Annotated in this window: 12 protein-coding genes; 4 read left to right on the top strand and 8 right to left on the bottom strand. The window is 73.4% G+C overall.

The features are described 5' to 3' along the window. The first annotated feature begins 25 nt into the window (after positions 1 to 25). Positions 26 to 898, top strand: a complete 873-nt coding sequence (locus ABT127_RS01150; RefSeq protein WP_351443756.1) for a hypothetical protein — start codon at positions 26 to 28, stop codon at positions 896 to 898. Positions 899 to 937: 39 nt separating this feature from the next. Here ABT127_RS01150 and ABT127_RS01145 read toward each other — a convergent pair whose 3' ends face one another. The 5 genes from ABT127_RS01145 to ABT127_RS01125 form a co-directional block, all read right to left on the bottom strand. Then, the gene (locus tag ABT127_RS01145; RefSeq protein WP_351443755.1) at positions 938 to 2,434 is read right to left on the bottom strand and encodes a phytoene desaturase family protein; all 1,497 of its coding nucleotides are present in this window, start codon (positions 2,432 to 2,434) and stop codon (positions 938 to 940) included. Positions 2,435 to 2,477: 43 nt separating this feature from the next. Beyond that, positions 2,478 to 3,092 carry a DUF4126 domain-containing protein gene (locus tag ABT127_RS01140; RefSeq protein WP_351443754.1) on the bottom strand — a complete coding sequence of 205 codons (615 nt, stop codon included), beginning with the start codon at positions 3,090 to 3,092 and terminating at the stop codon, positions 2,478 to 2,480. Between the two features lie 367 nt (positions 3,093 to 3,459). Next, positions 3,460 to 4,086, bottom strand: coding sequence for a TetR/AcrR family transcriptional regulator (locus tag ABT127_RS01135; RefSeq protein ID WP_351443753.1), 627 nt, complete (start codon positions 4,084 to 4,086; stop codon positions 3,460 to 3,462). A gap of 35 nt (positions 4,087 to 4,121) precedes the next feature. Then, entirely contained in the window at positions 4,122 to 6,206 is a 2,085-nt protein-coding gene (locus tag ABT127_RS01130; RefSeq protein WP_351443752.1) for a YhgE/Pip family protein, read from the bottom strand. Next, a complete protein-coding gene (locus ABT127_RS01125; RefSeq protein WP_351443751.1) occupies positions 6,178 to 6,963 on the bottom strand; it encodes an ATP-binding cassette domain-containing protein in 786 nt (261 codons plus the stop codon). The genes ABT127_RS01130 and ABT127_RS01125 overlap by 29 nt, the downstream gene beginning before the upstream one ends. Positions 6,964 to 7,133: 170 nt before the next feature. Here ABT127_RS01125 and ABT127_RS01120 point away from each other — a divergent pair, with 170 nt between their 5' ends. From ABT127_RS01120 to ABT127_RS01110, 3 genes are all read left to right on the top strand, one after another. After that, positions 7,134 to 7,685, top strand: coding sequence for an SAV_6107 family HEPN domain-containing protein (locus ABT127_RS01120; RefSeq protein WP_351443750.1), 552 nt, complete (start codon positions 7,134 to 7,136; stop codon positions 7,683 to 7,685). A gap of 102 nt (positions 7,686 to 7,787) precedes the next feature. Next, the gene (locus ABT127_RS01115; RefSeq protein WP_351443749.1) at positions 7,788 to 8,615 is read left to right on the top strand and encodes a methyltransferase; all 828 of its coding nucleotides are present in this window, start codon (positions 7,788 to 7,790) and stop codon (positions 8,613 to 8,615) included. A 275-nt stretch (positions 8,616 to 8,890) separates the two neighbouring features. Continuing rightward, entirely contained in the window at positions 8,891 to 9,298 is a 408-nt protein-coding gene (locus ABT127_RS01110) for an SCO2097 family morphological protein (protein WP_351443748.1), read from the top strand. A gap of 161 nt (positions 9,299 to 9,459) precedes the next feature. On the opposite strand, the gene ABT127_RS01105 is transcribed toward ABT127_RS01110, so the two are convergent. Genes ABT127_RS01105 through ABT127_RS01095 form a run of 3 tightly spaced genes read right to left on the bottom strand, consistent with a single transcriptional unit; the run spans position 9,460 to position 14,302 of the window. Continuing rightward, positions 9,460 to 11,865 carry a transglutaminase TgpA family protein gene (locus ABT127_RS01105; protein ID WP_351443747.1) on the bottom strand — a complete coding sequence of 802 codons (2,406 nt, stop codon included), beginning with the start codon at positions 11,863 to 11,865 and terminating at the stop codon, positions 9,460 to 9,462. Next, positions 11,862 to 13,259: a DUF58 domain-containing protein gene (locus ABT127_RS01100; RefSeq protein ID WP_351443746.1), complete on the bottom strand. Its 1,398-nt coding sequence runs from the start codon at positions 13,257 to 13,259 to the stop codon at positions 11,862 to 11,864. The genes ABT127_RS01105 and ABT127_RS01100 overlap by 4 nt, the downstream gene beginning before the upstream one ends. Next, a complete protein-coding gene (locus ABT127_RS01095; protein WP_351443745.1) occupies positions 13,259 to 14,302 on the bottom strand; it encodes an AAA family ATPase in 1,044 nt (347 codons plus the stop codon). The genes ABT127_RS01100 and ABT127_RS01095 overlap by 1 nt, the downstream gene beginning before the upstream one ends. Between the last annotated feature and the right edge of the window lie 13 nt (positions 14,303 to 14,315).

The following is a 14,315-nucleotide window of genomic DNA, read 5'->3' as shown; positions in this document are numbered from 1 at the left end:
CTGCGGCCGTACGAGAGGGGCGTACATGGGCTGGGCGGTCCTCTATATCGCGTTCGGACTGGTGGCGCTGTGGCTGCTCGGTGAGGTGCTGCTGCAGTACAAGGCGCGGCTGCGCTGGCGGCTGCTGGCCTTCGGCGGCTTCCTCGGGGTGGTCCTCGGCGTCCTGATGCCCTCGGTGTACGTCATCGGGATCGGTGCCATCGCCTTCGCGATCGGGCAGACCTACGTCACGCTGTCGTTCCGCCGCGGCTTCGCGTCCGGCTGGGCCCTGAAGAAGGGCGACCCGGCGGCCGAGGCCCCGAGCGGGCGGCGCGGCAGGAGGGAAACGGTCCGCCAGGACCCGACCCTCGAAGTCTCCGACCTGGAGTACGAGCAGGGCGCGCAGGACGCGGCCGGGGACGACTACCCGTCGGCCCCCGAGAGCGCGGCCGAATCGACCTCCGTGTACGCCCCGGAGCCGCTGCCCGAGGACACCGGCCAGTACGGCGTCTACAGCGACCACGCGTACGCCCAGGCGAACCAGGGCACGCAGCAGGGCTACGGCTACGACACCGGGTCCTACGGCTACGACCAGAACGGCTACGGGTACGACGCCGGGCAGCAGCCCTACGCGGCCCCGTACTCCGACCCGTACATCGGGGCGCAGAGCTACCCCGAGCAGCCCCAGTACGGCGACCCGTACGCCACCGGCCAGCAGAGTTACGGCGACCCGTACGCGACGGGCGGCGGCTACGGCGGGGAGACCCCGCCCGGCGGTGTCTGGGTGCCGCAGCAGCGCGACGGCGACGAGTACGGCGGTGAACTGCCGCCCGAGCAGCCCTATCCCGCGTACCCGCAGCACGACCCGAACACCGGGTACGACACCGGGTACCAGCAGGAGCAGCAGTACCGGTACTGAGCCACCGACTGTCCGGAGGGGAGGGGGCCGCGGCCCGGCTCACTGCGAGCCGCGGAACTCGGGCCCCTCCACGATCAGTCCGGCCACCAGGGCCCCGGACATGCCCGCGTGCGGCAGCCCGCCGCCCGGGTGCGACCAGCCTCCGACGGCGAGGAGCCCCGGCAGCGAGGTGCTGTTGGCCGGGTGGAGCAGTGCGCCCCGCGCCGCCGCCAGCGCGGGCGCGGGCACGGCGCCGCCCTCCGCGCCGGTCGCCGCCGCGATGTCGCGCGGGGTGCGGACCTCGTGCCACAGAAGGCGCTCACTCAGCCCGGGCACCGCGCGCCCGGCCGCCGCGAGGACCGCGTCGACCTCGGCGTCGGACACCTGCGCGCCGGGCGGCACCGTCACCGTGAGGGTCACCGCCTCGTGCGCGTCGTCCGGCACCTGGGCGGCGTCTCCCGGCCGCAGCACCGTGACCGTCGGCCTGTCCGGCCGCGCGGCGCCGTCGAACAGCCAGGCCGTCTCGGCGGTCCGGTCCGTGCCGTGCACCACCGTGCGGTGCGGGGTGCCGTCGGGGCGCGGCCCGCGCAGGGCGAGATGCACCGTCAGCCGGCTGGGCACGGCCGCCTCGGCACGGGCCGGGACCGCGCCGCGCACGGACCGCCCCGGCACGAGCGCGTCGAGCACGCCGGGCGCGACGCCGGCCACCACGAACGCGGCGTCCTCGACCGCCCCGTCGGCCAGCTCGACGGCCGCCGCGCGCCCGTCCTTCTCCACGACCCGGGTGACGGCGGTGTCGAATCTGAACTCGACCTTCCGCTTCAGGCAGCGTGCGTACACCGCGTCGGCGAGGGCCCGCATGCCACCGGTCACCGCCCAGGTGCCGAAGGTCTGCTCCATGTACGGCAGCACGGCCGCGCTCGCCGGTGCCGTACGGGGATCGAGGCCGTACCCGAGCGCGTAGCTCTCCAGGAGCGCCACCAGGCGCGGGTCACCGCCGAGCTCCAGGTCGCCGATGTCGGCGAGCGTGGCCGCCGTGCGGGCCTTGCGCAGCAGCCGCTTTTGCGGCACGGCCGGGTAGGGCTCGCGCTCGGCCAGCACCTCCCAGTTCGGCCACAGGGGCTCTTCGAGGAGCGGACGGCGCGAGCGGTCCCAGGCTTCCCGCGCCCGGTCCATGAACGCCGACCAGCGCGCACCCGCGCCCGCGCCGACCGTCGCGTCCAGCGCCTCGGCGACGCCCGCGCGCCGGGCGTTCGGCAGGTCCGCCGCCGTGCCGTCCGCGAAGACGTGCCGCACGGCGGGCTCCACCTGCGTCAGACCGACCAGATCCTCCAGGGGCTCCTTGCCGGTCTTGACGAACAGATCGCGGTAGACCGCCGGGAGCGGGAGCAGGCCGGGGCCCGTGTCGAACGCGAAGCCGTCGCGCTCGAAACGGCCCACCGCGCCGCCGTACGTCGACGCGCGCTCGAAGACCACCGGTCGGTGGCCCGCCACGGCCAGCCGAGCGGCCGCCGCCATGGCGCCCATCCCCGCGCCGATCACCGCAATTCGTGCCATGCCAGGGACTGTAGCGGCCGCCACCGACAACACCGTCGCCAGGTCAGGGCGGGGGCGGCGGCTCCTCGCGGGCGATGCGTCGCTCCTCGCGCCGCTGGGCGCGTCTCCGCAGGAATCTGCGGATCCGGCTGATGAGGAAGACCAGGACCACCAGGCCGGCGACGAGCAGCACCGCCGCGATCACCGCGGCCGCCACCGGATGGAACATCGCGAACGTCACGATGCCGGCGACGCCCAGGTCCTCGGCGGTGGACAGCACGAAGTTCGACGCCGGTTCGGGCGAGGTGTTGACCGCCATCCGGGTGCCGGCCTTCACCGCATGGCTGGCCAGCGCCGTCGAACCGCCCACCGCGCCCGCCGCCAGATCCGACAGCGACCCGCTCTGCCCGGCGAGCAGCGCCCCCACGACCGCGCCCGCGACCGGCCGGATCACGGTGTGCACCGAGTCCCACACCGAGTCCACGTACGGGATCTTGTCGGCGACGGCCTCACACAGGAAGAGCACTCCCGCCACGATCAGCACGTCAGGGCGCTGCAGCGACTCGGGGACCTCGTCGGTCAACCCGGTCGCGCCGAAGACGCCGAGCAGCAGGACCACCGCGTACGCGTTGATGCCGCTCGCCCAGCCACTGGTGAAGACCAGGGGGAGTACGGACACGGAGGTGATCGTAACCAGTGGAGAACTCTCCGTGCCTGGGGTTGAGCACGCAGATCTGAGTATCCGTACCTAGAGAGGGAGATGAGTAGCTGCGCGGATGGGGTTCTACCTGCGTAGACGGAAGAGTGGAGGCCACGGGGAAGGGCGCGGCCCCGGCACCGCCGACACGGGGCGGCGGAACGGAGAACAGCGCCCTTGGACCGCTCCTCCCGCCCGGCAGGGCGGGAGCGAGGCACGGGGGACCGAGGGAGAACCGACGGGGGAACGACGGGGATCCCACGGGGGAACGACGGGGGATGCGCCGGTCCGGTGAAGCCTGAGAGCAGTCACAGGCCTTGCCGGACCGGCGCTCTTACGTGCGTGGCCGTCAGGCTTTTCCGGTCAGCGGCTGTCCGCCGCCGACCCGGCCCTGGAGCAGCAGCGACAGCGCGGCGTGCACATCGTCCAGCGAGCGCTCGGGCTGGAACGCCTGCCAGTCGAGGGCCGCCACCAGGACCATGCCCACCAGCGCGGCCGCCGTGAGCGGCACATCGATCTCGTCGCTCAGCTCGCCGCTGCCCACGGCGTCCCGCAGCACGCCCTCCACCACGGCCACCGCCTCCTGGCGGACCACGGCCAGCGTGGACTGCCAGGCACGGTTGGTGCGCCACAGCTCGGCCACGTAGAGCTGGGTGAAGGCCGGGTACCGGTCGATGAAGACCAGACCCGCGCGGATCATCGCGTCCAGGGCGTCGATCTTGCTGCCGCCCTGGTCGGCGGCCTTCTGCGCCGCGTCCCGCAAGGAGGCGGTCAGGAGCCCGACGCCGTGCCGCAGCAGCTCCTCGAAGAGGACCGACTTACTGGCGAAGTTGTAGTAGACGGTGCCCTTCGCCACCCCGGCGCGCTCGGCGATCTCGTCGACCGTCGTGGCGGAGAACCCCTGCTCCGCGATGAGCGTGACAGCGGCCTCGTAGAGCTTCTGCCGGGTGGCCTGGCGCCGTGAGCTGCTTTCCATGCCCCTGATTCTCACAGGCTGTCCGGCGGGCGCGCTCACAGGCTCAGCTCCGGGTGCAGCCGGTCCAGGGTCCACACCTGCTTGCGCCGGGCGGTCAGCGCGGTGAGCGCGAGGGCGCCCGCCGTGAACGCGGCCAGCACCGCACACGCCTGCCACACGGGCCCCGGCCCGCCGCCGGAGATCAGCCTGCGCAGCGCCTCCACGACGTAGCTCATCGGCAGGTACGGGTGGATCGCGTTGAAGAAGCCGGGGCTGGTCTGCACGGGATACGTGCCGCCCGCCGACGTCAGCTGGAGCATCAGGAAGGCGAGGACGAGGATGCGGCCCGCCGCCCCGAAGCGCGCGTTCAGCCACTGCACGATGGCCGCGAAACAGGCCGTGACCAGGCACAGGAAACCGACGGTGCCCGCCGCGTGCAGCATCTGGAGCCCGAGTGCCCAGTGCAGGACGGACATCAGGGCCGCCACCTGGAGCAGGCCGAGCGCGGCCACCGGCAGCCAGCCCGCGAGCGTCACCCGCCAGGATGAGGCGCCCACGGCGAGTGCCCGCCGGTTCAGGGGCGCGATCAGCATGTAGGCGACCATCGCGCCCACCCACAGGGACAGCGGAATGAAGTACGGGGCGAAGCCCGTCCCGTAGTTGGGCGCCTTGTGCAGCGACTGGGAGGCGAGCCGCACCGGGTCCGCCATCACCTCGGTGCGCCGGTCGCGGTCCTTCGTGCCGTAGTCGGGGATCTTCCCGACGCCGTCGTGCAGCCCGCCCGCCAGCTTCCCCGAACCGTCGGCCAGTTGGTACATGCCGCCGTCGAGGTCCTGCGCACCGGTCGCCAGCCTGCCGATCCCGGAGTCGAGGTCGCCGGCGCCCGCCGAGGCCGTGCCGAGCCCCGTGTGCAGCTTCCTGGCGCCCGCCGCCACCTGCCCGGCCCCGTCGTCGAGGCGGTTGATCTGCGCGACCGCCTTCTCGACGTCCCGGTCGAGCGTCGGGGCGTGCCGGGCGAGGGCCGCGGACTGCTCCTGGAGCGTCGCCAGATTCCGGTCCATGGCCGCCAGATCGCCGTTCTGGTCCTGGACGAGGGTGTTCAGGTCGTCCGAGACGGTGGCGACGTCCGCGGCCGCCGTCATGGCCTTCTTCAGGTCGGGGCAGGCCGGGTCGTCGAGCACCGCCTGCGTGCAGCGCCGCTCGTAGATCGCGGCGAGGATGTCCGAACCCGCGTGGGCGCCCTGACGGGCGGTGGGGGCGAGCTTGACCAGGTCGTCCAGGTGGCGCCGGACGCCCGCGGCCGAGTCGGACACGAGCCGCGCGGTGTCGCCGATCGTCTTCTTGTTGTCCTTCAGGAAGGGCAGCACCTGGTCGGCCGCGCCGTCGACCCGGCTCGCGAGCAGCCGCGTGCCGTCGGCGACCTGCCGGGACCCCGACTCCAGGTCACCGGCCCCCTGGTCGAGCCTGGTCAGGCCGCTCGCCAGGTCGCCGCTGCCCTTCTTGGCGTCCTTGAGGCCGTCGGCCAGGTCCTTCGCGCCCTCCTGGGCCTTGCCGATGCCGCCCCTGAGGTCGTCCGCGCCGTCGGCCGCCTTCTCGGTCGCGTCGTGGATGTCCGAGAACGAGATGAAGATCTTGTCGAGGAACGAACGGGACGCGTGGGTGGACGCGGCCGAGCGCACCTCGGAGAACACCGTCCGGGAGATCTGCCCGACGATGTAGTTGTTCGCGTCGTTCGTGCGCACCTGAAGGGCGCCGGTCTCGGGGGCGTCCCCGGAGCTGGACGCGATCCGCTCGCTGAAGTCCTTCGGCATGGTCAGCGACAGGTAGTACGTGCCGTTCTCCACGCCCTTCGCGGCCTGCGCGGAGTCGACCTCGTGCCACTGGAAGGTGTCGCTGTCGTACAGCCCCTTGGTGATGTCGTCGCCCGCGGTGATCTTCTGACCGCCCGCCTTCGCCCCCTTGTCGTCGTTGACGAGCGCCACGGGGATCTTGTCGAGCCGCCCGTAGGGATCCCAGAAGGACCACAGGTACAGCGCCCCGTAGAGCAGGGGCAGCAGCAGAAGCGCGACGAGCGCGGCGCGCGGCAGCTTCCCTCTGCCGAAGCGCCTCAGCTCAAGCGCGGCCAGCTTCGGCGAGCGCATCGGCCGTCTCCTTGTCGGTGTCGGGCGTGGACGGTTCGTCGTCGTCGGCGGTGGTGCGTGCGGGGGCGGTCGACACGGTGAGCGCGCCCTCGGGGGCCTCGCTGCACACGGCGAGCACCGTGGTGCCGCCGGCGGTGATGGTCCGCAACTGGTCCCAGGCCTCGGTCCGCTCCCGGCCGGAGAGCTTCAGGTCGGTGTCGTCGACGCCGATCAGCCGCGGCCGGCCGATGAGCGCGAGCGCCAGGGAGAGGCGCAGCGCCTCCACGCGCTCCAGGTCGCGCACGGCCGTGCGGGCCTTCTTGGGCAGCGTGTCCAGGTCGAGCCCCGCACCGGCCAGCGCGGTGTCGATCCGCTCCCGGGCCAGGGCGGCCCGCTCCCGGCGCGGACGCAGCAGCGCGCGCCACGAGCCGTCGAACCGGCGCTGCAGCAGCGCCCGCTCCCGCAGATGTTCGGCGACGGTCAGCGCCGGATCGAGATCGGTTACCCCGGGCACGTGCGCGAGCGCGCTCACCCGCCGGACGGCTGCCATCTGCTTCGGCAGCCCGAGACCGGCGACGCGGGCCGTGCCCTCGGCCGCGCGCATCCGTCCCGTCAGGGCGAGCAGCAGGCAGGTGCGACCGCTGCCGGAGGGTCCTTCGACCGCGACGAGCGTCCCCGGCTCCGCGTCGATGCCGACGCCGCGGAAAGCCCAGCCGCGCGGTCCCTTCACCCCGAACCCCGCGGCGGTGACGGCGGCCCCGTCCTGCGGCCCGTCCATGACCCTCCCCTTTTCGACCCGACCACCATTTGAACTGACTGGTCAGTGCAAAAAGCTAACCCGAACCGTCGATCGAGGCAAAGGCGCAGGTCAGGGCCGATTGTCAGTGGCGTACGCCACGATGGACACATACGGCCACTGTGCCGTCACACGACGACAGGAGGTTCGTCATGGCTGGACACCGCGCATCCACCGCGGCCGCCGCACGACGCCGCGCCGCCACCGGCCCTGCCCCCTCACCCACCGGCCCGGCGAGCGACGTCCACCCGGTGCTGCGCCGGGCCGGCGCGCCGCCCGCCGCCCTCGACCTGCTCGCCCAGGCCCGCACAGGGCTCGACGAGGCGGAGACCCTGGAAGCGCCGAACGAGCGGTACGCGACGGCCCACCTCGCCGCCCTGCGCACCGCCGCCGCCGTGCTCGCCGCCCGTGGCCGCCCCGAGCCCACCCCCAAGCGCCGCGCCCGGATCCGCAGCGCCTGGGAGGTGCTCCCCGAGATAGCGCCCGAACTGGCCGAGTGGAGCGCCCTGTTCGCCGCGGGCGCCACCCGCCGCGCCCGCGCCGAGGCGGGCATCCGCGGTGCGGCGAGCGCCCGCGACGCCGACGATCTGCTGCGCGACGTGGCGATGTTCCTGCGCCTCGTCGAGCGGATGCTCGTGCTCCAGCCGGTCCTGCCCGGACCACGCCGGGAAGACGGCGGGCGGGGCGTGCCCGACGCCGGGTGAGCACTGGCGATGGCCCACGGCCGGGCCCATTAGGGTGGAGTCGCCCGCATCAGATAACGCTCCGCCCGCGTCGGCCGGAGCCGCGCCGAGGAGTCACCTGCAGTGTCGGACCCGACTCGCCCGCCCGCCTCCCCTCGCCAGTCGCAGCCGACGTCACAGCGCTCCGATCCCTTCGGCCCCCGTGCCTCGCTCCGCACCGCCGTGGTCTGGGAAGTCCTCAAGGACGGCCTCGACCGGCGGGCCAAGGCCGCGGGAAGCCAGTCGCTCGACGTCCTCGACACCGGCGGCGGCAGCGGCAACTTCGCCGTGCCGGTCGCCCGCCTGGGCCACCGCGTCACCGTCGTCGACCCCAGTCCGAACGCGCTGTTCGCGCTGGAGCGGCGCGCCGCCGAGGCCGGGGTCGCCGACCGGGTGCGCGGCGTGCAGGGCGATGTCTCCGGCCTGTTCGACGTCGTCGAGCGCGGCGGCTACGACGCGGTGCTCTGCCACGGCGTCCTGGAGTACGTGGAGGAGCCGGAGGAAGGCGTGCGCAACGCCGTGGACGCCCTGCGGCCGGGCGGCGTGCTGAGCCTGCTCGCCGCGGGCCTCGGCGGCGCCGTGCTCGCGCGAGCCCTCGCCGGTCACTTCAAGGAGGCCCGGCAGGCGCTCGACGACCCGGCGGGCCGCTGGGGCGACGCCGACCCGGTGCCCCGGCGCTTCACCGCCGAGCAGCTCACCCGGTTGGTCGCCGACACCGGGGTGGATGTCGGCGCGGTGCACGGCGTACGGGTCTTCGCCGACCTGGTCCCCGGAGTCCTGGTGGACACCGAGCCCGGAGCCCTCCAGGAACTGCTCAGGCTGGAGGCGGCCGCCGCCGAGCTGCCCGCCTTCCACGCCGTGGCGACCCAGCTGCACGTGCTCGGTGAGAAGCACGTGCAGGACGGGGCCTGAGCGGCCGCCGTGGCGCACCGCTGATCAGCGGTGCAGCGGCAGATGGAGTACGCCACAGGCCCCCCGATCCGGCGCCCGGCGCCGTATGATCGGGGGAGACCGCCCGGCATGACGGGTCGGCCACCGGGGAATGACGTCCCAGGAGGCCGGAGCGGCGTGATGCGGTCCGGAATGGTGAAGTTGGCGTAGAGGGGCGGGTTTCACGGGGGCGATTCCCTGCCTATCCTGAAGGGGACCCCCGGTCGCCCCGGCGACTGCACGATGAGGAGGACTCCGTGCCGCTCTCGGAGCACGAGCAGCGAATGCTCGAGCAAATGGAGCGAGCGCTGTACGCCGAAGATCCCAAGTTCGCGACAGCGCTTGAGGGAAGCGGGCTGCGTACATACACCCGACGTCGGGTCTACCAGGCCGTGGCCGGTTTCCTGGTGGGTATCGCGCTCCTCATGGCTGGAATGGTCGCGAACCAGATCTGGATCAGCGTGGTGGGATTCCTCGTCATGCTGGGGTGCGCGGTGCTCGCCGTCACCGGCTGGCGCAAAGCGCCCAAGCCTGGTGAACAGCCGGCCGGAGCCGTGCCGGGAGGCACCGCGGCCCGGCGCCAGAGCAAACCGAAGCGGTCGATGATGGACCGCATCGAGGAGCGCTGGCAGCGCCGCCGCGACGAGCAGGGCGGCGCCCGCTGACCACCTCCGCGTCCTGCGCGGGGTCCGGTTGATCGACGTACATGTGTGAAGGGTGACCGCGGGATGCGGTCACCCTTTGTGCGCTCCACCCCCGATTGGGTGCTCTTCTCCGAGTACGGATTCAGGCCCGGCCCCTCGCGGGGGCCGGGCCTCCATCCGTGTCAGCCCTCCTGGCCGGACGGCCGGGAGCGGGCCGCGGTCCGGCGGTCCCGCAGCCCCGCCGTGAACCGTGCCCAGCGCTCCGCCACCGCCCACGCCACCCGGACGGCCGAACGCGGCGCGAGCGTCGCGCGCAGCCGCGCCCCGCCGCTCACCTTCGCGTGCAGTCCGGCGTGCACCCGCCGCGCGTCGTCGCCGAGCCCCGAAGCGGGCTGCGGCCGAGGCGCGTACAGCACCTGCTCGACCGCCGCCGCCACCCGCCGCACCGCGTCGGCCGCCGGTTCCTCCAGCTGTCCGAGACGCACGATCCGGGCCGCCGCCTTGCGCGGGGTCTGCGAATCGTCCGGCGGAATGCCGTGGTCCCACGCCGTGTCCGTGATCTCGCGCCAGGCCGCCAGGGTGCGCCCGGCGACATCGGCGTCGCTGCGGCCCCCCGAGCCGAGGCGCAGCGACCTGACCCGCAGCCGCCACAGCATCGGCAGCAGCGGCACCAGCAGGACCAGCAGCACCGCGAGCGTCACCAGCAGGATCGTGCCGAGAGGCGGCCCGTCGTCCGGGGAACCGGTCACGAGCGCGGGGGCCGTGCTCGCGCACCCGCCCTCCTTGCGCTCCTCCACCGAGCAGGAGGCCGACTCCGAGGACTGCGCCGAGGACGATGCCGCCGAGGCGGAGTCGCTGGGCGCCGCCGAGACGGACGAGCCGTCGGACGGCGTGTTGTCCTGCGTGTACTCCGGCGTGAAGCCACGGGTCGGCGTCGGCTCGAAGCGGGTCCAGCCGACCCCCTCGAAGTACAGCTCCGGCCAGGCGTGCGCGTCCCGCAGCCCCACCGTGTACGCACCGTCGCCCGTGGCCGAGCCCGGGGTGAAGCCGACCGCGACCCGGGCCGGGATGCCCAGCGTCCTGGCCATCGCCGCCATCGAGAAGGCGAAGTGGACGCAGAAGCCCTCCTTCTGCTTCAGAAAGCGGACGATGGCGGCGGAACCACTGCCCGCCTGCACGTCGGTGTTGTACGTGAACCCGCCGTCGACCGCGAAGTAGTCCTGCAGCTTCACCGCACGCTCGTAGTTGTTCGCCGAGCCGTCGGTGATCCGGAGCGCCGTGCGGCTCACCACGTCCGGCAGCGACGCGGGCACCTTCGTGAACTCCTTCAGCAGACTGCGCGGCGGCTGCCCGGCATTGGCCAGCTGCTGCGCCGTCGGCTGCACGACCAGGCTTTTCACGCTGTACTGCTTGCCGCGCGTCGTCTGCCCGTGGTCGCCCACCAGGGTCCGGCCGACCTCCTCGAACCGCCAGCGCCCGTCGATCGACACCTGGGAGGCGGGATACGGCATCGGCAGCCAGTCCTGGCTGTACCAGTCGGCGGCCTTGATGTTCGTCTGCACCTCGGTCCTGCGGATGTCCGGACCGAGGCCCGGCGGATTCGGCAGCGTCGAGGGGACGTCGCCGATGCTGCGCACCGACGGACTCCAGGTGGTGCCGTCGAACTTGTCGAGGGAGACGATCCGCAGATACAGCTCCGAGGTCTGCTCGGCATTGGTCCGGTACGTCATCACCGTCCGGTCCTCCGGCTGGTTCAGACTGTTCTGCAGCGAGACCAGCGGATTGACCGCGGAGATCATGCCGCCGCCGCCCGAACCGGCCCCCACACCCGAACCGGACGGGCCGAGCACACCGCCGTCCAGCGCGGGCAGCGCCCACGCCACGACCAGGGCGATGCCCAGGGACACGGCACCGATGCGCCGCCCGGTGCGGACCGGGGCGGTCGCGCCGCTCGGACCGTCGGCCGCCGGTGCGCTGCCGGGACCGCGCCCCGTGCCGCCGAAGACCCGCCCCCACTGGGAGAGCCGGTCGCGCCCCTCGGCGAGCAGCAGCACCAGATAGCCGCCGGCCGCGAGCAGGAACCACAGCGGGTCGAAGCTGCCCTCGGAGAGCCCGGCGGCCACCGAGTACAGGGCGAGCAGCGGCAGCCCGGCCGGGGCCGCGCTGCGGAACGTCACCGCCAGCGCGTCCACCGCGAGACCGATCACCAGCGCGCCGCCCACCAGCATCAGCCGGATGCCGTCGGAGACCGGCGCCGGGATCGCGTACCGGCCGACATCGTCGCCGCCCGCCTCCAGGAGCAGCCCGAAGTACCGGAAGGCCTCCGGTCCGGGAACGATCGCGCCGATCGCCTGCTCACGGGCGAAGGAGACGGTGAGCAGCAGCAGCGACACCAGCGCCTGCGCGGTGATCGTCAGCGGCCGGGCCAGCGGCACCCGACGGGCCAATGCCCCCACCGCCGCCTGGATCGTCAGCAGGATCGCCACTTCGAGCAGCCAGCCCGAGGTGTCGACCAGGGGCAGCAGGGAGCACGACGCCAGGAAGGTGGCCAGCGTCGCGCAGATCGACAGTCGGGCACCACCGCTCATGACCAGCCCCCAGCCGTGCTCGTCCGTGCCGCGTGCGCGCCCGAACGGTCCCGGTCGGCCTGCCGCCACACCTCCACCAGGGACGCGCCGGCCGGTACGGCCACCGCCGTCCAGCCCGCGTCCTGGAGCATCCGCAGCCGCTCCGCGCAGCGTGCGGCCGGGGCCGCGCCGGAGCCCTGCGCCCAGGTCTCGCTGTCCAGCAGGAAGGCGATCGCGCCGCCGCTGCGCTGGCGCATCCTGGCGGCCACGGCGGCCTGCTCCTCGTCGAGATCGCCGAAGAAGGCGATCAGCAGTCCCTCGTTCCCGCCGCGCAGCACGTCGTACGCGGACGAGAGCGACGCCGTGTCCGAGTGGTCGACGACGGCGAGCGTGTCCATCATCAGACCCGCGGCGTCCGCCGACCCCTGGCCGGCGGACGTGAACCCGTCGCTGCCGTCGCCCGGCACGGACGTGCCGGTGTCCGTCAGCAGCCGGACCGAGAAGCCCCGCTCCAGCATGTGGACCAGGGCGGAGGCCGCGCCGGACACCGCCCACTCGAAGGCCGAGTCGGGGCCCGCGCCCTGGAAGGCGCCCTCGCGCGTGTCGAGCAGCACCGTGCAGCGGGCCCGCTGCGGCTGCTCCTCGCGGCGCACCATCAGCTCGCCGTAGCGCGCGGTCGAGCGCCAGTGGACACGGCGCAGATCGTCGCCGTGGCGGTACCCGCGCGGGATCACGTCGTCCTCGCCGGCCAGCGCGAGCGAGCGCTGCCGCCCGTCCCCGTACCCCTTGGCCTCCCCGGCCAGCCGCACCGGCGGCAGCGCCTCCACGCGCGGGATCACCGTCAGGGTGTCGTACGCGGAGAAGGACCGGGTCAGCTCGCACATGCCGAACGGGTCGGTCAGGCGCAGCTGGAGCGGGCCCAGCGGATAGCGGCCGCGCAGGTCGGAGCGGACCCGGTAGGACACCTCGCGGCGCCCGCTCGCCTCGACCCGGTCGAGCACGAAGCGGGGCCGCGGCCCGAGCACGTACGGCACCCGGTCCTGGAGCATCAGCAGACCGGTGGGCAGCCGGGAGATGTTGTCGATCCGCAGGTGCACCCGCGCCTCGGCGCTCGCGGGCACGCGCGCGGGGGAGAGGCGGCGGTTGCCCGCGACCCGGTAGCGGGTGCGGTACAGCACCCCCGCGCAGACCAGCGGCAGCGTCGCGAGCAGCAGACCGACCCGGCGCAGATCGCTCTGCCCCAGGACGTACGCGCAGACGGTCGCGGCGATGCCGGCTGCGAGGAACGAACGGCCGCGCGTGGTCAGGCCGGACAGCGCCGTGCGCAGACCGCTCTTGTCGCCCTTGTCGTTCGCCGCGCCGCCGTCCGTGAATCCGCCCCCGGGGTCGGCCGCGTGATACCCCCCGGCCGTCATCACGGCCTCCGCGTGCCGGGCGACTGCTGGCCGTACATCGGGGGCGTGGCGTCGAGGCCCTGCTGCGGGGTGCGGGCGTCCGCGGCCGGGACCGGGGTGCGCTGCAGGATGTCCAGGACGACCTGCTCCGCCGTGCGCCGGTTCAACTGCGCCTGCGCGGTGGGCAGCAGACGGTGTGCCAGGACCGCCACGGCCAGCGCCTGCACATCGTCCGGCAGCGCGTACTCGCGCCCGCTGAGGGCGGCCGAGGCCTTGGCCGCGCGCAGCAGGTGCAGCGTCGCGCGCGGGGAGGCGCCGAGTCTGAGATCCGGGTGGGTGCGCGTGGCGGCGACCAGGTCCACCGCGTAGCGCCGTACGGAGTCGGCGACGTGGACCGTGCGCACGGCGTCCACCAGCTTCACGATGTCGTGCGCGTGCGCCACCGGCTGGAGGTCGTCGAGGGGCGACACGCCGCCGTGCACGTCCAGCATCTGCAGCTCGGCCTCCGGGCTGGGATAGCCGATGGAGACCCGGGCCATGAAGCGGTCGCGCTGGGCCTCGGGCAGTGGATACGTGCCCTCCATCTCGACCGGGTTCTGCGTCGCCACCACCATGAAGGGGCTGGGCAGTTCGTAGGTCTTGCCGTCGATGGTGACCTGGCGCTCCTCCATGGACTCCAGGAGCGCGGACTGGGTCTTCGGCGAGGCGCGGTTGATCTCGTCGCCGATGACGATCTGGGCGAAGATCGCGCCCGGCTTGAACTCGAAGTCCCGCCGCTGCTGGTCCCAGATGGACACGCCGGTGATGTCCGACGGCAGCAGGTCGGGAGTGAACTGGATGCGGCGCACCGAGCAGTCGATGGACCGCGCGAGCGCCTTGGCGAGCATCGTCTTGCCGACGCCCGGTACATCCTCGATGAGCAGGTGTCCCTCGGCCAGGAGCACCGTCAGCGAAAGCCGTACGACCTCCGGCTTGCCCTCGATCACACCCTCCACCGACCTGCGGACCCGCTCCGCAGTGGTGGTCAGATCAGTGAGGCTCGCTCGATCGTCATAGGTCGTCACCCGGCCCTCCTCG

This window comes from Streptomyces sp. NPDC001904, assembly GCF_040297005.1.
Classification (GTDB): Bacteria; Actinomycetota; Actinomycetes; order Streptomycetales; family Streptomycetaceae; genus Streptomyces.
The sequence above is the reverse complement of the archived record's forward strand: the minus strand, read 5'-3'. Positions and strand labels throughout refer to the sequence as shown.

Bases quoted from the DNA above. Each gene is read 5' to 3' on its own strand.
- ABT127_RS01150 (WP_351443756.1), top strand. From the start codon at position 26: ATGGGCTGGGCGGTCCTCTATATCGCGTTCGGACTGGTGGCGCTGTGG.
- ABT127_RS01145 (WP_351443755.1), bottom strand. From the start codon at position 2,434: ATGGCACGAATTGCGGTGATCGGCGCGGGGATGGGCGCCATGGCGGCG.
- ABT127_RS01135 (WP_351443753.1), bottom strand. From the start codon at position 4,086: ATGGAAAGCAGCTCACGGCGCCAGGCCACCCGGCAGAAGCTCTACGAG.
- ABT127_RS01130 (WP_351443752.1), bottom strand. From the start codon at position 6,206: ATGCGCTCGCCGAAGCTGGCCGCGCTTGAGCTGAGGCGCTTCGGCAGA.
- ABT127_RS01125 (WP_351443751.1), bottom strand. From the start codon at position 6,963: ATGGACGGGCCGCAGGACGGGGCCGCCGTCACCGCCGCGGGGTTCGGG.
- ABT127_RS01120 (WP_351443750.1), top strand. From the start codon at position 7,134: ATGGCTGGACACCGCGCATCCACCGCGGCCGCCGCACGACGCCGCGCC.
- ABT127_RS01105 (WP_351443747.1), bottom strand. From the start codon at position 11,865: ATGAGCGGTGGTGCCCGACTGTCGATCTGCGCGACGCTGGCCACCTTC.
- ABT127_RS01100 (WP_351443746.1), bottom strand. From the start codon at position 13,259: ATGACGGCCGGGGGGTATCACGCGGCCGACCCCGGGGGCGGATTCACG.